The sequence below is a fragment of the Saccharopolyspora elongata genome, assembly GCF_004348985.1.
GTDB classification, from domain to species: Bacteria; Actinomycetota; Actinomycetes; order Mycobacteriales; family Pseudonocardiaceae; genus Saccharopolyspora; species Saccharopolyspora elongata.
On sequence record NZ_SMKW01000040.1, the window covers coordinates 70,187 to 86,374 of the forward strand.

The following is a 16,188-nucleotide window of genomic DNA, read 5'->3' on the forward strand; positions in this document are numbered from 1 at the left end:
GCTCTCACGCGTCGCGATCGGCATCGGGGGCGGCGCCTGCGTAGAACGACCAGGCCCGCCCCTCCCGGTTGAACAGGAACCACAGCACGGCGATCGCCGGCACCGCGAGCACCAGCGCGATCAGCGGCTGCCCGGACGGCCCGAACGCGTACCAGGCGGTGCCCAGCAGCAGCAGCTGCATCAGCAGCGCGGGCGTGCGAGCCCAGTGCTTGCCCCGCCACAGACCGATGCCCGCGGCCAGCACGCCGCAGGACAGCAGGGCGTAGTACCCGGCCTCGCCGAGCATCTGAGCCGGCTCGAACTGCCCCACGCCCCCGACGTCGGACGAGGTGCTGCGGATCAGCAGGGCCACGACGAAGCTCAACCCGACCGCCGCCTGCAGGGTGGTCAGGACACCCGCGATGCGGATGGTGCGCGGGACGACTTCGGTCGGCACGGTCGATTCGCCTTTCCCGGAAACCACTTCGGTGACTCTGCGTACGCACCAACGATGGTAATACCGCCCGAACGCCGCATGGCTGCGACCACCGTCACGCGCAATGATCGACTCATGGCTCGAGCGGCGGTCGGGGATATCGGGGTGTCCTCGCATTCCGCCGTGCGCCCGGCAGGTCCCGGCGGAAGACGATCGGATGCGCTCCGGGGTTGCGCATCCGGGTCCCCCTGGATCTCGGTGGCGGTCGAAGGCGTGGCGCACCCGCTCCTGGTGTCTCAGCTCGCCGGACCCACCGCAGGCCGACGCATGGGCCGACCCCTGCACGCCTCGCTGCGGAAGGGGGCGGTCCGGGAGAGCTGACCCGCGCGGCGAACGCCGAACACCGGAGGGTGCGTCGGCGCACAACGGCCTCGCCTAGGCTGCGGTTGTGCGCGCCGTACTCGTCGTCAACCCGCAGGCGACGTCCACCACTGCGGCCGGCCGGGATGTCATCGCCCACGCGCTGGCCAGCGAGCTGAAGCTGGACGTCGTCGAAACGCAGTACTGGGGCCACGCCTCCGACACCGCGCGAGCGGCCGTCGAGGACGGCGTCGACCTGGTGATCGCGCTCGGCGGCGACGGCACGGTGAACGAGGTGGTCAACGGCATGTTCTCGGCCGCCGAACGCGGCGACCGGGCGATGCCGACGCTGGGCGTGGTGCCCGGCGGCTCGGCGAACGTGTTCGCCCGCGCGCTCGGCCTGCCCAGGGATCCGGTCGAGGCCACCCACCGGTTGCTGCGCGCGGTGGCCGAGGGCAGCGGCCGGCTGGTCGGGCTCGGCAAGGCCGACGACCGCTGGTTCACCTTCAACGCCGGCGTCGGCTGGGACGCCGAGGTCGTCGCCGAGGTCGAACGGTTGCGCTCCCGCGGCCAGAACGTGACGCCCGCCCTGTACGCGCGCACCGCGTTGAGCTGCTACTTCCGCATGGCGCGCCGGGCCCCGAAGATCAGCTTGCAAATCGGTCACGAAGATCCGATCGAACAGTTGCACAGCGTGTTCGTCTCGAACACCGATCCGTGGACGTATCTCGGGTCACGTCCGGTGCATATGAGCCCCGACACCACCTTCGACACGGGCCTCGGCGTTTTCGCACTGCACAACATGAGCGCTTACCCAGTGTTACAACATGTAGCGCAGATGCTACGCGGTAGAGGGAAACCACACCCGAGAAACTCAATTCAGCGTGCGGACGCGGGGTATCTCCGCGTAACCTGTACGGAGCCGTTGCGCCTGCAGGTCGACGGCGATTGCCTGGGCGAGCGTTCGGCGATCGAGTTCTTCTCCGTCCCGGACGCTCTCCGCGTCGCTGTATAACCTTCTCGTAACGGATGAACGTGGTTGTCGACTCGCGACCCCCGTCTGCGACCGACGACACACTGAAACCCCTGGTCAAGCCCTGTCGATCTTTCAGGTGAGTTCCCTCACCACGCGAGATCGAACTCTTGACATCGCGGCAGTTCGTGAAAGCATTCACAAGCACACGGACTCCGTGAAAGCATTCACAAACACCCCGAACAAAACGAGCGGCGCGCATCAGGCGCGCCTAGCGAGGAGCAAGGAACGATGGACTGGCGCCACGATGCGGTTTGCCGTGACGAGGACCCGGAGCTGTTCTTCCCCGTTGGGAACAGTGGTCCTGCTGTGCTGCAGATCGCCGAGGCGAAGGCCGTTTGCCGCCGTTGTCCGGTCGCCTCCGAGTGCCTGGCTTGGGCACTGGAGAGCGGGCAGGACGCCGGCGTATGGGGCGGTATGAGCGAGGACGAGCGTCGCGCGCTCAAGCGTCGCAACACTCGCACCCGGGCTCGCACCAACGCCTGAGTCGCGAACTCGCTGAAAACGTGCCGGTGCGGTCGCACCCCCGGCGGCCGACCGCACGTTTTCGCCCCGGTCGAACGAACGGCCATCGCACCCGACAGAAGCACAACCCCGACGAGACCCGGCCGATCCGCGTCGATGTCGGTCCCGGAAACCCCATCGAGCTCTCCACCGGATGAGCTGACGGTCACCGGGAAACCGACCAGATCGGCCACGACCCGCCACCCGACCGGCGAGTCACCGGATATCGATGCACCAGCGCGGCGCCCGACCAACGGGTCGACGTCAGCGCCGGTACTTCAGAGGCACCCGCAACACCGCCTCGGTACCGCGTTGCCGACCGCGACCGCGCAAGCTCAACGACCCTCGGAGCTCCGATTCCACGAGGGTCCGCACGATCTGCAGGCCGAGACGTTCGGCGCGCTCGAGGGAGAAACCCTTCGGCAGGCCGCGACCGTCATCCGAGATGACGACGTCCAGCCAACGCGCCGAACGCTCCGCCTGCACAACGACTTCGCCGCCCTGCCCCTCCGGGAAGGCGTGCTCGAAAGCGTTCTGGACCAACTCGGTCAGCACCATCACCAGCGGCGTGGCCAGCTCGGCCGACACCACCCCGAACCGTCCCTCGCGGCGCACCTTGACGCCGGTCTCCGCCACGGCGACGTCGCTCATCATCGGGATCACGCGGTCGACCACGTCGTCGAGATCGACCCGCTCGTCCACCGACATCGACAGCGTCTCGTGCACCAGCGCGATCGACGTCACCCGCCGCACCGACTCGTCCAGCGCGAGCCGCGCCTCGGTGTTCCCGGTGCGGCGCGACTGCAGCCGCAACAGCGCGGCGACCGTCTGCAGGTTGTTCTTGACGCGGTGGTGGATCTCGCGGATCGTCGCGTCCTTCGACATCAACGCGCGGTCGCGGCGCTTGACCTCGGTCACGTCGCGCACCAGGACCAGTGCGCCGGCCTGCTGGCCGCGGGGCCGCAGCGGCAGCGCCCGGAACAACACCGTCGCGCCCCGGGCCTCGGCCTCGATGCGCATGCTGGGCTGACCGCCCATCGCCCGGCGGACGCGCTGCGCCACCTCGTCGGCGTCGAACGGATCGTTTAGCAGCGACCGGGTCAGCTGCGCGAGCTGCGCCCCGACCAGATCCGCCGCGTGGCCCATGCGGTGGTAGGCCGACAGCGCGTTCGGGCTCGCGAAGACGACCGTGCCCGAACTGTCCAGGCGGATGAGCCCGTCACCGACCCGCGGGCTGGTGTGCACGTCGGGCGCCGGCTCCGGCGTCGGGAAGGTGCCGTCCGCGACCATCTGGCACAGGTCGGCGGCGCTGCCCAGGTAGGAGATCTCCAGCGGCGACGGCACCCGCGGCACGGCCAGGTTGGTGTCCCGGCTGAGCACCGCGACGATCTCGTCCCCCAGCTTCACCGGGATGGTCTCGCGGCGCACCGGCACGCCCAGGTGCCAGCGCGGGTCCTCCTCGCGGCAGATCCGGCCCTCCAGCGCGGCTCGCCGCAGCTGAGGGTGCTCGTCCTGGGTGACCTCGGTGCCGACGACGTCTTCCGGGTGGGCCGTGGGCGCCGTCGTCGGCCGCGCCTGCGCCACGCACAGGAACCGGCTCTCGGGCGAGTCCTGCGGCCCGATCGGAACCCAGAGCAGGAAGTCGGCGAACGACAGGTCGGACAGCAGCTGCCACTCGGCGACCACGAGCTGCAGGTGGTCCGCGGCGGTGCCGGACAACCCGGTGTGCTCGGCGAGCAGATCACTCAGCGTGGACAAGATCCGCCTCTCTGGGTCGGCGCGGTCGCGTCACTCCACGACCGCGATGAGATCGCCTTCCTGGACCACGTCGCCCGGCTTGACGGCAACCGTACTGACCGTCCCCGACACCTCGCTGAGCACCGGGATCTCCATCTTCATGGACTCCAGCAGCACCAGCGAGTCGCCGTCGCTGACCGAGTCGCCTTCAGCCACCGACACCGCCATCACGTTGGCGACCATCTCGGCGCGGAACTCCTCGGCCATGCGCTCCTCCTCGTCGTGGACCCGGTAGGCCCCTGATTAGGAAACCATGACCGGAACCACCCGCCGGCGGCAGGTAGCGGACATGTCAAACTGGATGCTCGAAACCCCAGCGGAGACCGGGTGGTCGTGAAGACCTGCGCACGGTCGGACTGGTCGAAAGCGAACTTTAGGGAGTTGCCATGGGTAAGCGTGCCCGCAAGAAGAAGGACCGGCGCAAGAACAAGGCCAACCACGGCAAGCGCCCCAACGGCTCGTGAGCGCGACGGCACCAGCCGTCGAAAGCTCGAATGGCCCCGGACCACTCGGTCCGGGGCCATTCGTCGTCTTGCGGGTCATTCCGCCGAAGTTCGCTTCGCCCGCACTTCCACCGAGGTGCCTTCGGGGCCGCGCTCGACGGTCACTTCCGCCTTCTCCAGGACGGCCTCGCGGATGGAGGCCCGCAGCCGGGCCTTCAGCTCCACGGGTGCGTGCTCACCGCTGCACTTGCGGTGCAACAGCGCCTTGATGTGCTCCTCGATGCCGAAGTGCTCGAGGCAACTCCCGCACCCGTCGAGGTGCTGCTGCACGGCGGCGCGCCGCTGCTGGTCGCACTCGTTGTCCAAGAAAAGCCACACTTCAGCGAGCACGTCCTCGCAGGAGGCTTCGTCCGGCCCACCGCAGTTCATTTGGTGCTCACCTCCCGCTGGTTCTGCCGCAAGAAGCCGCGATCACGGGCGACGTCGGTGAGCATCTCACGCAGCTGCCGGCGACCACGGTGCAACCTCGACATCACGGTGCCGATCGGGGTGCCCATGATCTCGGCGATCTCCTTGTAGGCGAAGCCTTCCACGTCCGCGAGGTAGACGACCATGCGGAACTCTTCGGCCAGCTGCTGGAGAGCGGCCTTCACATCGGTGTCCGGCAGCCGGTCGAGCGCCTCGACCTCGGCCGAGCGCAGGCCGCTGGAGGTGTGGTTCTCCGCCTGCGCGAGCTGCCAGTCGGCGATCTCGTCGGTCGGCTGCTGCTGGGGCTGCCGCTGCCGCTTGCGGTAACCGTTGATGTAGGTGTTCGTGAGAATCCTGTACAGCCAGGCCTTGAGGTTCGTGCCCTGCGCGAACGACTTGAATGCGGAGAAGGCCTTGAGGTAGGTCTCCTGGACCAGGTCCTCGGCGTCCTGCGCGTTGCGGGTCATCCGCAGCGCCGCGCCGTAGAGCTGGTCCAGCAGCGGCATCGCGTCCCGCTCGAAGCGGGCCGCGCGCTGCTCGTCGGTCTCCTCACCGCGGTCGACCACGGCGGAGTCGACCAGTGCATCGGTGTCGGCAGTGCTGAGCCGCCCGACGTCGCCGGGCCGCCCGGTTGTGTCCGGGTGCTCTGGGGTGCTTGGCACCGGGCTCCTTTCCCGCCGCCTGGACGAGGTGACTGCAGGCGACGAACCCATGCGATCCTCCGCATGGTCCGCATTCGAGGATACCCGTGCTCGCCTGCTATTTCCCGGTGGTGATAGCGGCGCACGCTCGGGGCGGTCCAGCACGCAGGTGTTCGTCGAGTCCATCGTCACGCCCCGTCCAACGCAATGGGCGCCGGGAGATATTCCGGCCTTCTAAAGTGACGCTCATGGCAGGCAAGGGCACCCCGGCTACGGCGCTGTTGAGCAAGCGGCGCATCCCGCACCAGGTTCACGCGTACGAACACGATCCCCGCGCCGATTCGTTCGGCCTGGAAGCCGCCGAGGCGCTCGGCCAGCCGCCGGAGCGGATTTTCAAGACGCTGGTCGCGGAGGTCGACGGCAAGCTCGCCGTGGGTGTGGTGCCGGTCACCGGCCAGCTCGATCTCAAGGCGCTCGCCGCGGCCGTCGGCGGGAAGAAGGCGAAGATGGCCGAGATCGCCGACGCCGAACGCGCCACCGGCTACGTCGCGGGCGGGATTTCCCCGCTCGGCCAGAAGAAACGGCTCCCGGTCGTGATCGACGCGTCGGCCACCGGGTTCGACACGATCTACTGCAGCGCCGGACGGCGCGGCCTGGAGATCGAGCTGGCCGCCGACGATCTGGTCCGGCTGCTCGACGCCCGCGTCGCCGACATCGCCGGTTGACCGCCCCGGGGGAGCGGACGGACCGCTCCCCCGGGCGTTGGTGCGGCTGCCGCGCAACAGCCGCACCGGGGCCCGGACAGGCCGGGGCATTCCTCCTGCCCGGGAGCATTGACGAGATCGCAGCCGAATTCGCTTTTCGCAGAGCGATTCACACCCCGACCGCGATTCCGGGCGGCCGGGAGAAACAAAACCCCGCAGTACCGCACCGATGTTGCGGCATCCGGGCAGAACCGGCAACGCGGCGCTTTCGGGCGGACGAATCAGCCGCCGGAATTGTGCCCCCGGTCACAACTATTTCGAGTGCTAGTCCATGAGGCGGAGAATCCGGCCGAGCCACTCCTGCGCGGCGCGGAACACGGCGTCCACGTCGGCCTTCAGCGAGTGGTCGCCGGGCACCAGCACCACCTCGCGGTTGTGCGACGGTTCCGGCTGGCCGAACGCGTCCCGCTCGCCCTGCACCACCAGAACCGGGGCCTCCACCCCGTCGAGCTCGCCCAGCCGCGACTTCTCCGGCTTGCCGGGCGGGTGCACCGGGAACGCCAGGCACAGCACCGCCGACGCGGCGCCCGCCTCCGCGGTGCGGCAGGCGACGCGCGCCCCCGAGGACCTGCCGCCGAAGATCAGCGGGAGGTCCGCGAACCAGCGCTCGCCGAGGTCCTCCACCACGGCGAGCCAGGCCGCGTCCAGCTGCTTGGCCGGGGCGGGCGCCCGGCGGCCGGCCACCCGGTAGGGCTGCTCGACCAGCGCCACGTGCACGCCGGCTTCCGTCGCGGCCCGCGTCACCGCAACCAGGTCGGGCGCGGCGATCCCACCACCCGCGCCGTGCCCGAGCAGCAGCGCGGCGCGCCCCTCCTCCGCGCAGTGCAGCTCGGCCCTGGCCGGGCCGTGCGGCGTCTCGACCTCGACCTTGGTCATGACTCGAACAGCGCGGCTTGTTCGGCGGGCGCGGGCGCCGGTTCGACTCGTTCCAGCAGGTCAGGATGGTTGTTGCGCATGCTGTTCACCTCGGTGGAGACGGGGTGGATCGCCAGTTCGGCGAGCACCTCCGGTTCGGGTTCCAGCAGGTCCGCGATCTCGGTGCGCTGCGGATCGAGCCAGTCCGCCCAGCGGTGCCTCGGCAGCACCAGCGGCATGCGGTGGTGGATGCCGGCGAGCTCGCCGACGGCATCGGTGGTGACGACCGCGCAGGTCACCAGCGGCTGGTCGGTCGAGTTCGGCGCCCACCACGCGGAGAACACCGCGGCCATCGCCAGGCTCTCGCCGTCCCCGCGAGTGCACAAGTAGGGCTGTCGCCGCTGGTCACCGGGCTGCCACTCGTACCAGCCGGTGGCGGGCATCAGGCAGCGGCGGCGCCGCGCCGAGTCCGCGAAGGCGGGCTTGGTGGTGATGGACTCGGCACGCGCGTTGATCATGGGCGGGCCGCTGCCGATCTCCTTCGCCCAGGTCGGTACCAGGCCCCAGCGCACCGGGCGGACACTGCGCTCGGCACCACGCTGCACGACGATCGGCACCGTCTTGGTCGGCGTCACGTTGAAGTCCGCGCCGACGACCCCGGCCGTGCGATCCGCCGCCGCGAATTCCTCGGCCAGCGCCGCCGGGTCGTGCCGGACGGCGTACCGACCACACATCAGAACTCACCCCGCGCCCGAACCGCTCACTTCGCTTCCGGGTCCAAACCTACCGCCTGCGGTTGCGCATCGAGCGACACGCGTTCCAGGAGTTCGGCACCGTTGTTGCGGACGTTGTTGACCGCAGTCGACACCGGGCGGATCTCCAGGCCGTCGACGAGCTCCCGCGGCGGCGCGCCGAGCAGGTCGGCGACGTCCGGCTGGTCCGGGTCGAGCCACTCGTCCCACGCCGTCGCCGGCAGCAGCAACGGCATCCGGTCGTGCACCTCGGACAGCTGCCCGAGCGCGCTGGTGGTGAGCACCGAGCAGGTCACCAGCGGCGGCGCGTCCTCGGCCTGCGGATCGCGCCAGGTGGCGTAGATCCCGGCCATCGCCAGGCTGGATCCGTCCGGGGAGGTCATGAAGAACGGCTGCTTGCGGCCGCCTTCGCGCTTCCACTCGTACCAGCCGTCGGCGGGCAGCAGGCACCGGTAGCGCTTGATCGACGTGCGGAAGGCCGGCTTCGTCGTCACCGTCTCCGACTTCGCGTTGATCATCCGGCTGCCGATGGACTTGTCCTTCGCCCACATCGGCACCAGGCCCCACCGCATCACCCGGATGGAGCGCTCGGTTCGATCGAGCTCGCGTTCACCGGCATCGTCCCGGGGATGCCGCTGCACCACGGTGAACACGTTCTTGGTCGGCGCGACGTTGAAATCCGCTCCGGGCGCGGCGCCGCCGGTGGCGTCCAGCGCCGCGAACTCCGCCGCGAGCTTGCCCGGGTCCTTCGTGGAGGCGTACCTGCCGCACATGCCTGGTCGGACCTCCATCGCCTCGTGGTCGAGCGGTCGTCTTCATCCTGTCAGGCCGCATCGCCGCAGGCGAGCGGCATGGCCGGATTGCCCCCGCCGCTGAAATCGGGGAGCCGGGTGGGGGATCATTGCCCTATGACCCAGCTCTGGCCTGCTCCGGTCGCCCGCGGCGCCGTGCACGCGACCGTCCCGGTGCCCGGTTCGAAGTCCATCACCAACCGCGCGCTGGTGCTCGCCGCGCTCGCCGACGGCCCGTCGACGCTGCGCGCCCCACTGCGCAGCCGGGACACCGAGCTCATGGCCGGGGCGCTGCGCGCCCTCGGGGTCGAGATCCAGGACGGGCCGGACGGCTCGTGGCAGGTCGCGCCGGGCGAACTGCGGGGACCGGCCGAGGTCGACTGCGGCCTGGCCGGCACGGTCATGCGGTTCGTGCCGCCGGTGGCGGCCCTGGCCGCCGGCCGGGTCACCTTCGACGGCGACCCGCAGGCCCGCCAGCGGCCGCTGGGCACGGTCCTCGACGCGCTGCGCGAGCTGGGCGCCGACATCAGCGGCAGCGCGCTGCCGTTCGACGTGCACGGCACGGGGAAGCTCACCGGCGGCACGGTCACCATCGACGCGTCCGCGTCGTCGCAGTTCGTCTCCGGGCTGCTGCTTTCCGCGCCGCGGTTCGAGCAGGGCGTCACGGTGCTGCACGAGGGCAAGCCGGTGCCGTCGCTGCCGCACATCGAGATGACCGTGGCGATGCTGCGCGCCGCCGGCGTCGACGTCGACGACCGGGAGCCGGACACCTGGCGGGTGGCGCCGGGCGAGATCCGCGCGCTGGACGTCGAGATCGAGCCCGACCTGTCCAACGCCACCCCGTTCCTCGCCGCCGCGGCGGTGACCGGCGGCACCGTGACCGTGCCCGGTTGGCCGGCGCAGACCACGCAGGCCGGCGACGCCATCCGCGACATCCTGAGCCAGATGGGCGCGCAGGTGGAGCGCACCGAGGCCGGGCTGACCGTCACCGGCCCCGCCGAGCTCACCCCGGTCGACATCGACCTGCACGACGTCGGCGAGCTCACTCCGACCGTCGCGGCGCTGGCCGCCTTCGCGACCGGCCGCTCGCGGCTGCGCGGCATCGCGCACCTGCGCGGCCACGAGACCGACCGGCTCGCCGCGCTGCAGAACGAGCTCACCAAGCTCGGCGGCGCGGTCGAGCAGACCGAGGACGGGCTGCTGGTCGAGCCGCGGCCGCTAACCGGCGGGAGCTGGCATTCCTACGCCGACCACCGGATGGCCACGGCCGGCGCGATCCTCGGGCTGAAGGTGCCCGGCGTGGTCGTCGAGGACATCGCGACGACCGCCAAGACGATCCCAGACTTCCCCGGGATGTGGGCGGCGATGCTCGGGGAATCGGCGTGAGCGCGGGGGCGGCCTGATGCGCAAGCGCGGTTGGCGGGACCTGGACGAGTCCGATGTGCGGGTGCGCCCGGGGCGGCGGGGCAGCCGTCCGCGCAGCAAGCAGCGCCCCAAGCACGAGGACGCGGCGGCCGCGATGGTGGTCGCGGTCGACCGCGGCCGGTGGACGTGCGCACTGGACGGGAACCCGGACCGGCTGGTCACCGCCATGCGGGCGCGCGAGCTCGGCCGCACGCCGGTGGTGGTCGGCGACAGCGTCGGCCTGGTCGGTGATATCTCCGGCAAGCCCGACACGCTGGCCCGGATCGTGCGGGTCGACGACCGCACCAGCGTGTTGCGCCGCACCGCCGACGACACCGACCCGTACGAGCGGGTCGTGGTCGCCAACGCCGAACAGCTGATCATCGTGGCCGCGCTGGCCGATCCGCCGCCGCGGCCCGGCTTCATCGACCGCTGCCTGGTCGCCGCCTACGCGGGCGGGCTGACGCCGGTGCTGTGCCTGACCAAGGCCGACCTCGCCGATCCCGGCGAGTGGATCGCCACGTACTCCTCCCTGGACATGCCGATCACGATCACCCGCCAGGACTGCGAACCCGAGGAACTCCGCGCGCTGCTCGCGGACCGGGTGTCCGCGCTGGTCGGCCACTCCGGCGTCGGCAAGTCCACATTGGTCAACCGGCTGGTGCCTGCGGCCGACCGGGCGACCGGCGAGGTCAGCGGCGTCGGCAAGGGCCGGCACACCTCGACCTCGGCGGTCGCGCTGCCGCTGCCCGGCCGGGGCTGGGTGGTGGACACCCCGGGCATCCGCTCGTTCGGCCTGGCGCACGTCACCCCGGACGACGTGATCGCCGCGTTCGAAGGCTTCGCAGAGGCGGCGGAGGAATGCCCGCCGAACTGCGGCCACCTCGGTGGTTCCGACGATCCGGACTGCCACCTGGACACCTACGCCGCCGACGGTGGCAGCGTCGAGCAGCTCGCCTCGCTGCGCCGCCTGCTGCGTTCCCGGGCCGGGCTCGACGAGGCCTGATCCCCCCGAACGAGGCTCGATCGTCCCCTGTGGTGTGACGACTTCGTTGTTAGCGTGGATCTCGGCGTCCGATGCGGGTTTTTCCTTGACCGCGCGGACGATTCGGCCACCGCACGCTGACACGGCCCGAGGAGCTCGCCCGATGCCACGAGCCAGCACCAGGACCGCGGTGTTGTCCGCCGGTCTCGCCCTGATCGCCGCGCTAGGCGCCTGCGGCGCCGAACCACCTCCGCGGCCCGGGCCGCTGATGGCCGCCCGCCCCGACCTCCGCCCGCGAGCGGATGCCCTGTTGTCGCAGGTCATCAACAAGATCAGCGAACGCGGCAGCGTGCACAGCAGCGTGCGCGGAAGCCTCGGCCTGGTGGGCGAACTGACCGCCGATGGCGCCGTCCGCTACCGGGGCCCGCAAGCCGATCTCGCCTTCGAAGGCCAGACCAGAACGCCCGGGAACCGGTCGCCGCAGCGCCTCTCACTGTCCATCATGGATGGTGTCGGCTACCTGCGGACCCCGCTGGTGCGGCCCGAGCCGGACAAGCCCTGGCTGAAGATCACGCCCGGTGGCGCCGACTTCGGCGACCAGCTCCTCGGTCCCGCGCTGGACCAGCTGCACGATGCCGTCGACCCGCGTGCCGCCTTCACCGGCGTGGAGCCCGCCACCCGCATCCAGACCAGCGCGCCCGACACCGTCGACGGCAAGCCCACCACCCGCTACGAGCTGCGGATCATCACCTCGCAGGCCGCCGACGTGGCCGACGATCCGCAGCAGCGCGACCGGTTCCGGCAGGCCGCCGATGCCGGCGAGCCGGAACTCGGCTACCAGCTGTGGCTCGACGACTCCGGCCTGCCCGTGCGGTTCGCCGCCGACCAGGAGGTCGCCCAGGCCGGCGAGGTGTCGCTGACCTCGACCTACCGCGACTGGGGCGCCCCCGCCGACATCCCGGTCCCGCCCGCCGGGCAGATCGGCGTCTTCGACGCCCTGCCGCCGCAGGCGCAGCAGCCGCCGCGGTGACCGCACTTCCCGCAAAACGCCCGAAAAAGGCATGAAGAACTGTTACTTTTCAGGCATTGCAATCTTCATGCAGAGAGGAAATCCCGTGCGCCGCACCACAGTCGCCCTGTCCGCAGCAGCGTTGGCGATCACCCTGGGCGCCTGCAGCCAGGGCGGCACGCCAGCCAACCCGGGCAACGCCGGTCAGGAGCAGACCGAGAGCTCCAGCTCTCCGTTCAAGGACATCTCGTCGCTGATCAGCTCGGCGAAGTCCAGCATGGACGCGAAGAAGACCGTGACGGTGTCCTTCGAGGGCACCGGCGCCGTTCAGGCCCTCGGCTCCACGAAGTGCCAGCTCGACATCGCGCAGACCGAGATGGCCTGCACCGGGGCGACCGAGATGGTGTTCACCAAGGACGGGATGTACATCAAGAGCCCGGAACTGGCCCAGCTCTCCGGTGACCCGAGCAAGCCGTGGCTGAAGATGGCCGCCAACGACTCGATGGCGCAGCAGCTCGGCCAGCTGGGCAAGATCAACGACTTCGAGTCCATGCTCCCGCCCGGGTCCAAGATCACCTCCAGCGCCAAGGAGCAGGTCGACGGCCAGGAGGCGACCCGCTACGAGATCGTGACCGACCTCAAGGAAGCCGCCGCCGGCGCCAAGCCCGAGGAGAAGCCGGCGTTCCAGGCGCTGGTCGACGCCGGGGTCACCGAGCTCAAGCAGACCGTGTGGGTGGACGCCGAGGGCCTGCCGCTGAAGGCCGACTCGACCACGCCCGCCCTCACCGTGGCCGGCCAGCAGATCCCCGAGTCGACCATGACGGTCCGCTACAGCGACTGGGGCAAGCCGGTCCAGATCACCGTGCCGCCGGCCGACCAGGTCCAGGAAAAGCGCTGAAACCGCGGTGCGGCCCGAGGCGACTCGCCCGGGCCGCACCACCCGGTCGCTACATCAGCTCCAGCAGGAACGGCACCTCTTGCGGGGCGTACCAGGCGAGTTCGTGGTCCTCGGCCTCGCCCAGGGTGAAGTCCGCGTCCGGATCGCCGAGGTCAGCGGCGTCGATGACCTCCGCCGCGGCGCGCACCGCGTCCTCCGCTTCCGTGGCGTCCACGTGCACCGCCGCGATCTTCTTCCACTGCACCGGCCCGGTCACCTTCACCACGGCGTGGTCCAGATCGGGCCGCAGCGTCACGTCGTCGACATCGGCGGAGATCACCACCCGGCGGAGCTCGACCTTCTCGCCCGCGCCCAGGTCACCACCGATCAACCGAAGCGACGCCCGAGCAGCCTCACGCATCGCCGCGTACTCCAGCTCCTCCGTGTCGCCACTGGCGTAGGACTCGCGCAGCGCCGGCGTCAACGCGAACGCCGTCCCACCCAGCGGCTGCAACTGCTTCTCCTCCACCAGTCGCCGCAACATCGGCACCGTGGCGGGCAGGTAAACCCTCATGCGTCGACCGTCCCGATCATCTCGTCCACTGCTTCTCCGATCATCGCCGCCAACACGTCCACATCGGGCATCGCATCCCGATCCGCGTTCAACCCGAAGTACACGCCGCCGTCGTAGGAGGTAACGCCTACCGACAGCGACTGGTTCTTGGCCAACGGCACCACCGGGAACATCTCCATCATCCTCGCTCCCGCCGCGTACAACGGCACCTGCGGTCCCGGAACGTTGGTCACCAGCACGTTGAACAATCGGTCCGAGAACTGGTTCGCGACCCGTGCCCCCAACGCGTGCAGGGTCGGTGGCGCGAACCCGGACACCTTGACCAGCGCACCGGCCGCCACCGACTGCCCGGACTCCGCGTGCGCGCGCATGGCATGGCTGACCTGGTGCAGCCGGACGATCGGATTCCCCTCGCCCACCGGCAGATCCACCAGGTAGGCCGACACCTTGCTGCCGACCGAGCCGACCGGCAGGCTGCCGGTCTCCGGGTACGTCGCGCGCGCCTCGGCGTCGTCGGAACGCACCGACACCGGCACCATCGCGCGCAGCGTCGTCGACGGGGACACCACTTCGCCGCGGGACAACAACCAGTTCCGCAGCGCACCGGTCACCACCGCCAGCACCACGTCGTTGACGGTGCTGCCGTGAGCTTGGCGGACGGCGCGGAAGTCGTCGAGCTTGGCCCGCGCGACAGCGAACCGGCGCTGCGTGGAGGTCGGCGCGTTTAGTGGCCCGCTCGGTGCAGGAACCACTGCGGTGCGCAGCGCCGAGGCGACACCGCCGAGCGCCCGCGTGATCTTCTGGACCGTCGCGGTGGCGTCGACCACGGCCGCCCGAACGTTCTCCACCACCTCGCCGGGACGTTGCACGGCGTCGGTCATCGCCTCGACCACCAGCTCCGCGAGGCTCGGTTCCGGGCGCGGCATCCACAGCTCATCGGCGTCCGGAACCTGCCGGTCGCGCTCCACGTCCAGGATCACCTGGCCGATGTCGATAGCGCCGATGCCGTCGACCATCGCCTGGTGCGTCTTGGTGATCACCGCCACCCGGTTCTTGGACAGCCCCTCTACCAGGTAGATCTCCCACAGCGGCCGGGTGGGGTCGAGCTTGCGGGACATCAGCCGCGCGGCCAGGTCGTGCAGCTGATCGTCGTTGCCCGGCTTGGGCAGCGCCGACCGCCGCACGTGGTAGGTGATGTCGAAGTCCTGGTCGTCCACCCACACCGGGCGCACCAACCCGCCCGGAACCTGCATCACCCGCTGCCGGTATCTCGGCACCAAGCCCAGCCGGCGGTCGATCAGCGCCAACACCTTGTCGTAGTCGAACCCGGTGCGCGGGCGCCGGAACACAGCGACGCCACCGACGTGCATCGGCGTCGTGTAGTCCTCGAGGTAGAGGAACGAGGCGTCGACTGCGGAGAGACGATCGGACATGTCCGCGATCCTGGCACACGAGCCGCCGGTTCCCGAGGGGTTCCAGTCGAGGAGGGCGCGGCGGAGCATGTGACACTTGGAAGCGTGACCAGCGAAGTTTCCCCTAAAGATCGATTCGTCACCGTTTACGGCCGCAAGCCGGTGCTGGAGGCGTTGACGGACTACGACCTGCGCGTGGACAAGGTGATCCTCGCCGAGGGGCTGCGCGGCTCGATCATCGACGAGATCCAGGAGGCCGCCGCCGACCGCGCGGTGCGGGTCCAGCGCGCGAGCGCGCACCGGGTGAAGGTGCTGGCCGGGAACGGTCGGCACGACCAGGGCGTGCTGGCCGACGTGGTGGCCCGGAAGATGCGGCCGCTCTCGGACGCGCTCGCCGACCCCGCGCACGCACCGCAAACCATCCTGCTGCTCGACGGTCTGACGACGCCGGCGAACGTAGGCATGATCCTGCGCACCGCCACCGCTGCCGGAATCGACGGAATCGTGGTGCCGCACCGCGGCGTCGCCAGCCTCGACCCGCTGGTCATCAAGGCTTCGGCCGGAGTGGCGTTCCACGCACCGGTCCTGCGGACCCGCACCGCCGGCGAAGCGGCGGAGCTGCTGACGGAGGCCGGCTACCCGTTGTTCGCGCTCGAAGCCTCCGCGAAGGAGAGCATCTTCGACGCCGACTTCGGACCGCGCGCGGTGTTCGTGCTGGGCAGCGAAACCGCCGGGCTTTCGGAAGACGTGCAGGCGCGAGTCGCCCAGCCGTTGTCCATTCCGATGGCCGGTGGGGTGGAATCGCTCAACGTCGCCAGCGCCGCGGCGGTGCTGTGCTTCGAACTCCTCCGACGCAAGCTGGCTTCCTGAGCCTTGGACGGGTGGTGGTTCGGCCGCGGCCGTCCGCCACCCGATGAATTCCCCGTCGATGGCAAATAAAAAGGGTCCCTTCTCTTCCGGTTACCGGAAGAGAAGGGACCCTTCTCAAAAAATGTGTCGGCGGTGTCTTACTCTCCCACACCCTATCGAGTGCAGTACCATCAGCGCTGGGGAGCTTAGCTACCGGGTTCGGAATGGGACCGGGCGGACCCTCCCCGCCATCGC

19 protein-coding genes and 1 rRNA gene are annotated in these 16,188 nt (G+C 70.2%); 9 read left to right on the top strand and 11 right to left on the bottom strand.

The genetic code is table 11. From position 1 onward, the window contains the following. Positions 1–4: 4 nt before the first annotated feature. Positions 5–436 (bottom strand): hypothetical protein, encoded by a 432-nt coding sequence (locus tag E1288_RS26965; RefSeq protein ID WP_132489794.1) that lies wholly within the window; start codon positions 434–436, stop codon positions 5–7. A gap of 427 nt (positions 437–863) precedes the next feature. Between E1288_RS26965 and E1288_RS26970 the strand changes: the two genes are divergently transcribed. Both E1288_RS26970 and E1288_RS26975 read left to right on the top strand, forming a co-directional pair. Beyond that, positions 864–1,790: a diacylglycerol/lipid kinase family protein gene (locus tag E1288_RS26970; protein WP_132489796.1), complete on the top strand. Its 927-nt coding sequence runs from the start codon at positions 864–866 to the stop codon at positions 1,788–1,790. A 249-nt stretch (positions 1,791–2,039) separates the two neighbouring features. Continuing rightward, positions 2,040–2,294, top strand: a complete 255-nt coding sequence (locus tag E1288_RS26975) for a WhiB family transcriptional regulator (protein ID WP_093277399.1) — start codon at positions 2,040–2,042, stop codon at positions 2,292–2,294. A gap of 282 nt (positions 2,295–2,576) precedes the next feature. Here E1288_RS26975 and E1288_RS26980 read toward each other — a convergent pair whose 3' ends face one another. Continuing rightward, positions 2,577–4,070: a PAS domain-containing sensor histidine kinase gene (locus tag E1288_RS26980; RefSeq protein ID WP_132489798.1), complete on the bottom strand. Its 1,494-nt coding sequence runs from the start codon at positions 4,068–4,070 to the stop codon at positions 2,577–2,579. A 30-nt stretch (positions 4,071–4,100) separates the two neighbouring features. Further along, the gene (locus E1288_RS26985) at positions 4,101–4,316 is read right to left on the bottom strand and encodes a biotin/lipoyl-binding carrier protein (RefSeq protein ID WP_132489800.1); all 216 of its coding nucleotides are present in this window, start codon (positions 4,314–4,316) and stop codon (positions 4,101–4,103) included. Between the two features lie 179 nt (positions 4,317–4,495). Between E1288_RS26985 and E1288_RS50460 the strand changes: the two genes are divergently transcribed. Further along, positions 4,496–4,573, top strand: a complete 78-nt coding sequence (locus E1288_RS50460) for a 50S ribosomal protein bL37 (RefSeq protein ID WP_371812874.1) — start codon at positions 4,496–4,498, stop codon at positions 4,571–4,573. A gap of 75 nt (positions 4,574–4,648) precedes the next feature. Here E1288_RS50460 and rsrA read toward each other — a convergent pair whose 3' ends face one another. Both rsrA and E1288_RS26995 read right to left on the bottom strand, forming a co-directional pair. Then, positions 4,649–4,981 (bottom strand): mycothiol system anti-sigma-R factor, encoded by a 333-nt coding sequence (rsrA, locus tag E1288_RS26990; protein WP_132489802.1) that lies wholly within the window; start codon positions 4,979–4,981, stop codon positions 4,649–4,651. Continuing rightward, positions 4,978–5,601: a sigma-70 family RNA polymerase sigma factor gene (locus E1288_RS26995; protein ID WP_165968274.1), complete on the bottom strand. Its 624-nt coding sequence runs from the start codon at positions 5,599–5,601 to the stop codon at positions 4,978–4,980. Before E1288_RS26995 ends, rsrA begins: the two co-directional genes overlap by 4 nt. A gap of 308 nt (positions 5,602–5,909) precedes the next feature. Between E1288_RS26995 and ybaK the strand changes: the two genes are divergently transcribed. Further along, positions 5,910–6,386, top strand: a complete 477-nt coding sequence (ybaK, locus tag E1288_RS27000) for a Cys-tRNA(Pro) deacylase (protein ID WP_132489806.1) — start codon at positions 5,910–5,912, stop codon at positions 6,384–6,386. Between the two features lie 303 nt (positions 6,387–6,689). On the opposite strand, the gene E1288_RS27005 is transcribed toward ybaK, so the two are convergent. The 3 genes from E1288_RS27005 to E1288_RS27015 are packed head-to-tail and all read right to left on the bottom strand — an operon-like array spanning position 6,690 to position 8,805. Next, complete coding sequence (locus E1288_RS27005) at positions 6,690–7,301, bottom strand: alpha/beta hydrolase family protein (protein WP_132489808.1); 612 nt, start codon at positions 7,299–7,301, stop codon at positions 6,690–6,692. After that, positions 7,298–8,014, bottom strand: coding sequence for an SOS response-associated peptidase (locus tag E1288_RS27010; RefSeq protein ID WP_132489810.1), 717 nt, complete (start codon positions 8,012–8,014; stop codon positions 7,298–7,300). The genes E1288_RS27005 and E1288_RS27010 overlap by 4 nt, the downstream gene beginning before the upstream one ends. A gap of 26 nt (positions 8,015–8,040) precedes the next feature. After that, complete coding sequence (locus tag E1288_RS27015; RefSeq protein WP_132489836.1) at positions 8,041–8,805, bottom strand: SOS response-associated peptidase; 765 nt, start codon at positions 8,803–8,805, stop codon at positions 8,041–8,043. Positions 8,806–8,940: 135 nt separating this feature from the next. Between E1288_RS27015 and aroA the strand changes: the two genes are divergently transcribed. The 4 genes from aroA to E1288_RS27035 all read left to right on the top strand — a co-directional run bounded on the left by aroA (position 8,941) and on the right by E1288_RS27035 (position 13,119). Then, a complete protein-coding gene (gene aroA / locus E1288_RS27020; RefSeq protein WP_132489812.1) occupies positions 8,941–10,209 on the top strand; it encodes a 3-phosphoshikimate 1-carboxyvinyltransferase in 1,269 nt (422 codons plus the stop codon). Positions 10,210–10,225: 16 nt separating this feature from the next. After that, entirely contained in the window at positions 10,226–11,233 is a 1,008-nt protein-coding gene (gene rsgA / locus E1288_RS27025) for a ribosome small subunit-dependent GTPase A (protein WP_132489814.1), read from the top strand. Between the two features lie 142 nt (positions 11,234–11,375). Then, a complete protein-coding gene (locus E1288_RS27030; protein ID WP_132489816.1) occupies positions 11,376–12,242 on the top strand; it encodes a hypothetical protein in 867 nt (288 codons plus the stop codon). A gap of 85 nt (positions 12,243–12,327) precedes the next feature. Further along, positions 12,328–13,119, top strand: a complete 792-nt coding sequence (locus tag E1288_RS27035; protein ID WP_132489818.1) for a hypothetical protein — start codon at positions 12,328–12,330, stop codon at positions 13,117–13,119. Positions 13,120–13,168: 49 nt separating this feature from the next. On the opposite strand, the gene E1288_RS27040 is transcribed toward E1288_RS27035, so the two are convergent. Both E1288_RS27040 and E1288_RS27045 read right to left on the bottom strand, forming a co-directional pair. Next, on the bottom strand, positions 13,169–13,672 hold the full coding sequence (locus E1288_RS27040; RefSeq protein ID WP_132489820.1) for a DUF6912 family protein: 504 nt from the start codon (positions 13,670–13,672) through the stop codon (positions 13,169–13,171). After that, complete coding sequence (locus tag E1288_RS27045) at positions 13,669–15,105, bottom strand: WS/DGAT/MGAT family O-acyltransferase (protein ID WP_132489822.1); 1,437 nt, start codon at positions 15,103–15,105, stop codon at positions 13,669–13,671. Before E1288_RS27045 ends, E1288_RS27040 begins: the two co-directional genes overlap by 4 nt. Positions 15,106–15,189: 84 nt before the next feature. Between E1288_RS27045 and E1288_RS27050 the strand changes: the two genes are divergently transcribed. Further along, a complete protein-coding gene (locus E1288_RS27050) occupies positions 15,190–15,954 on the top strand; it encodes a TrmH family RNA methyltransferase (protein ID WP_132489824.1) in 765 nt (254 codons plus the stop codon). 124 nt (positions 15,955–16,078) lie between these two features. On the opposite strand, the gene rrf is transcribed toward E1288_RS27050, so the two are convergent. Then, positions 16,079–16,188 (bottom strand): 5S ribosomal RNA (rrf, locus tag E1288_RS27055); the annotation flags it as partial.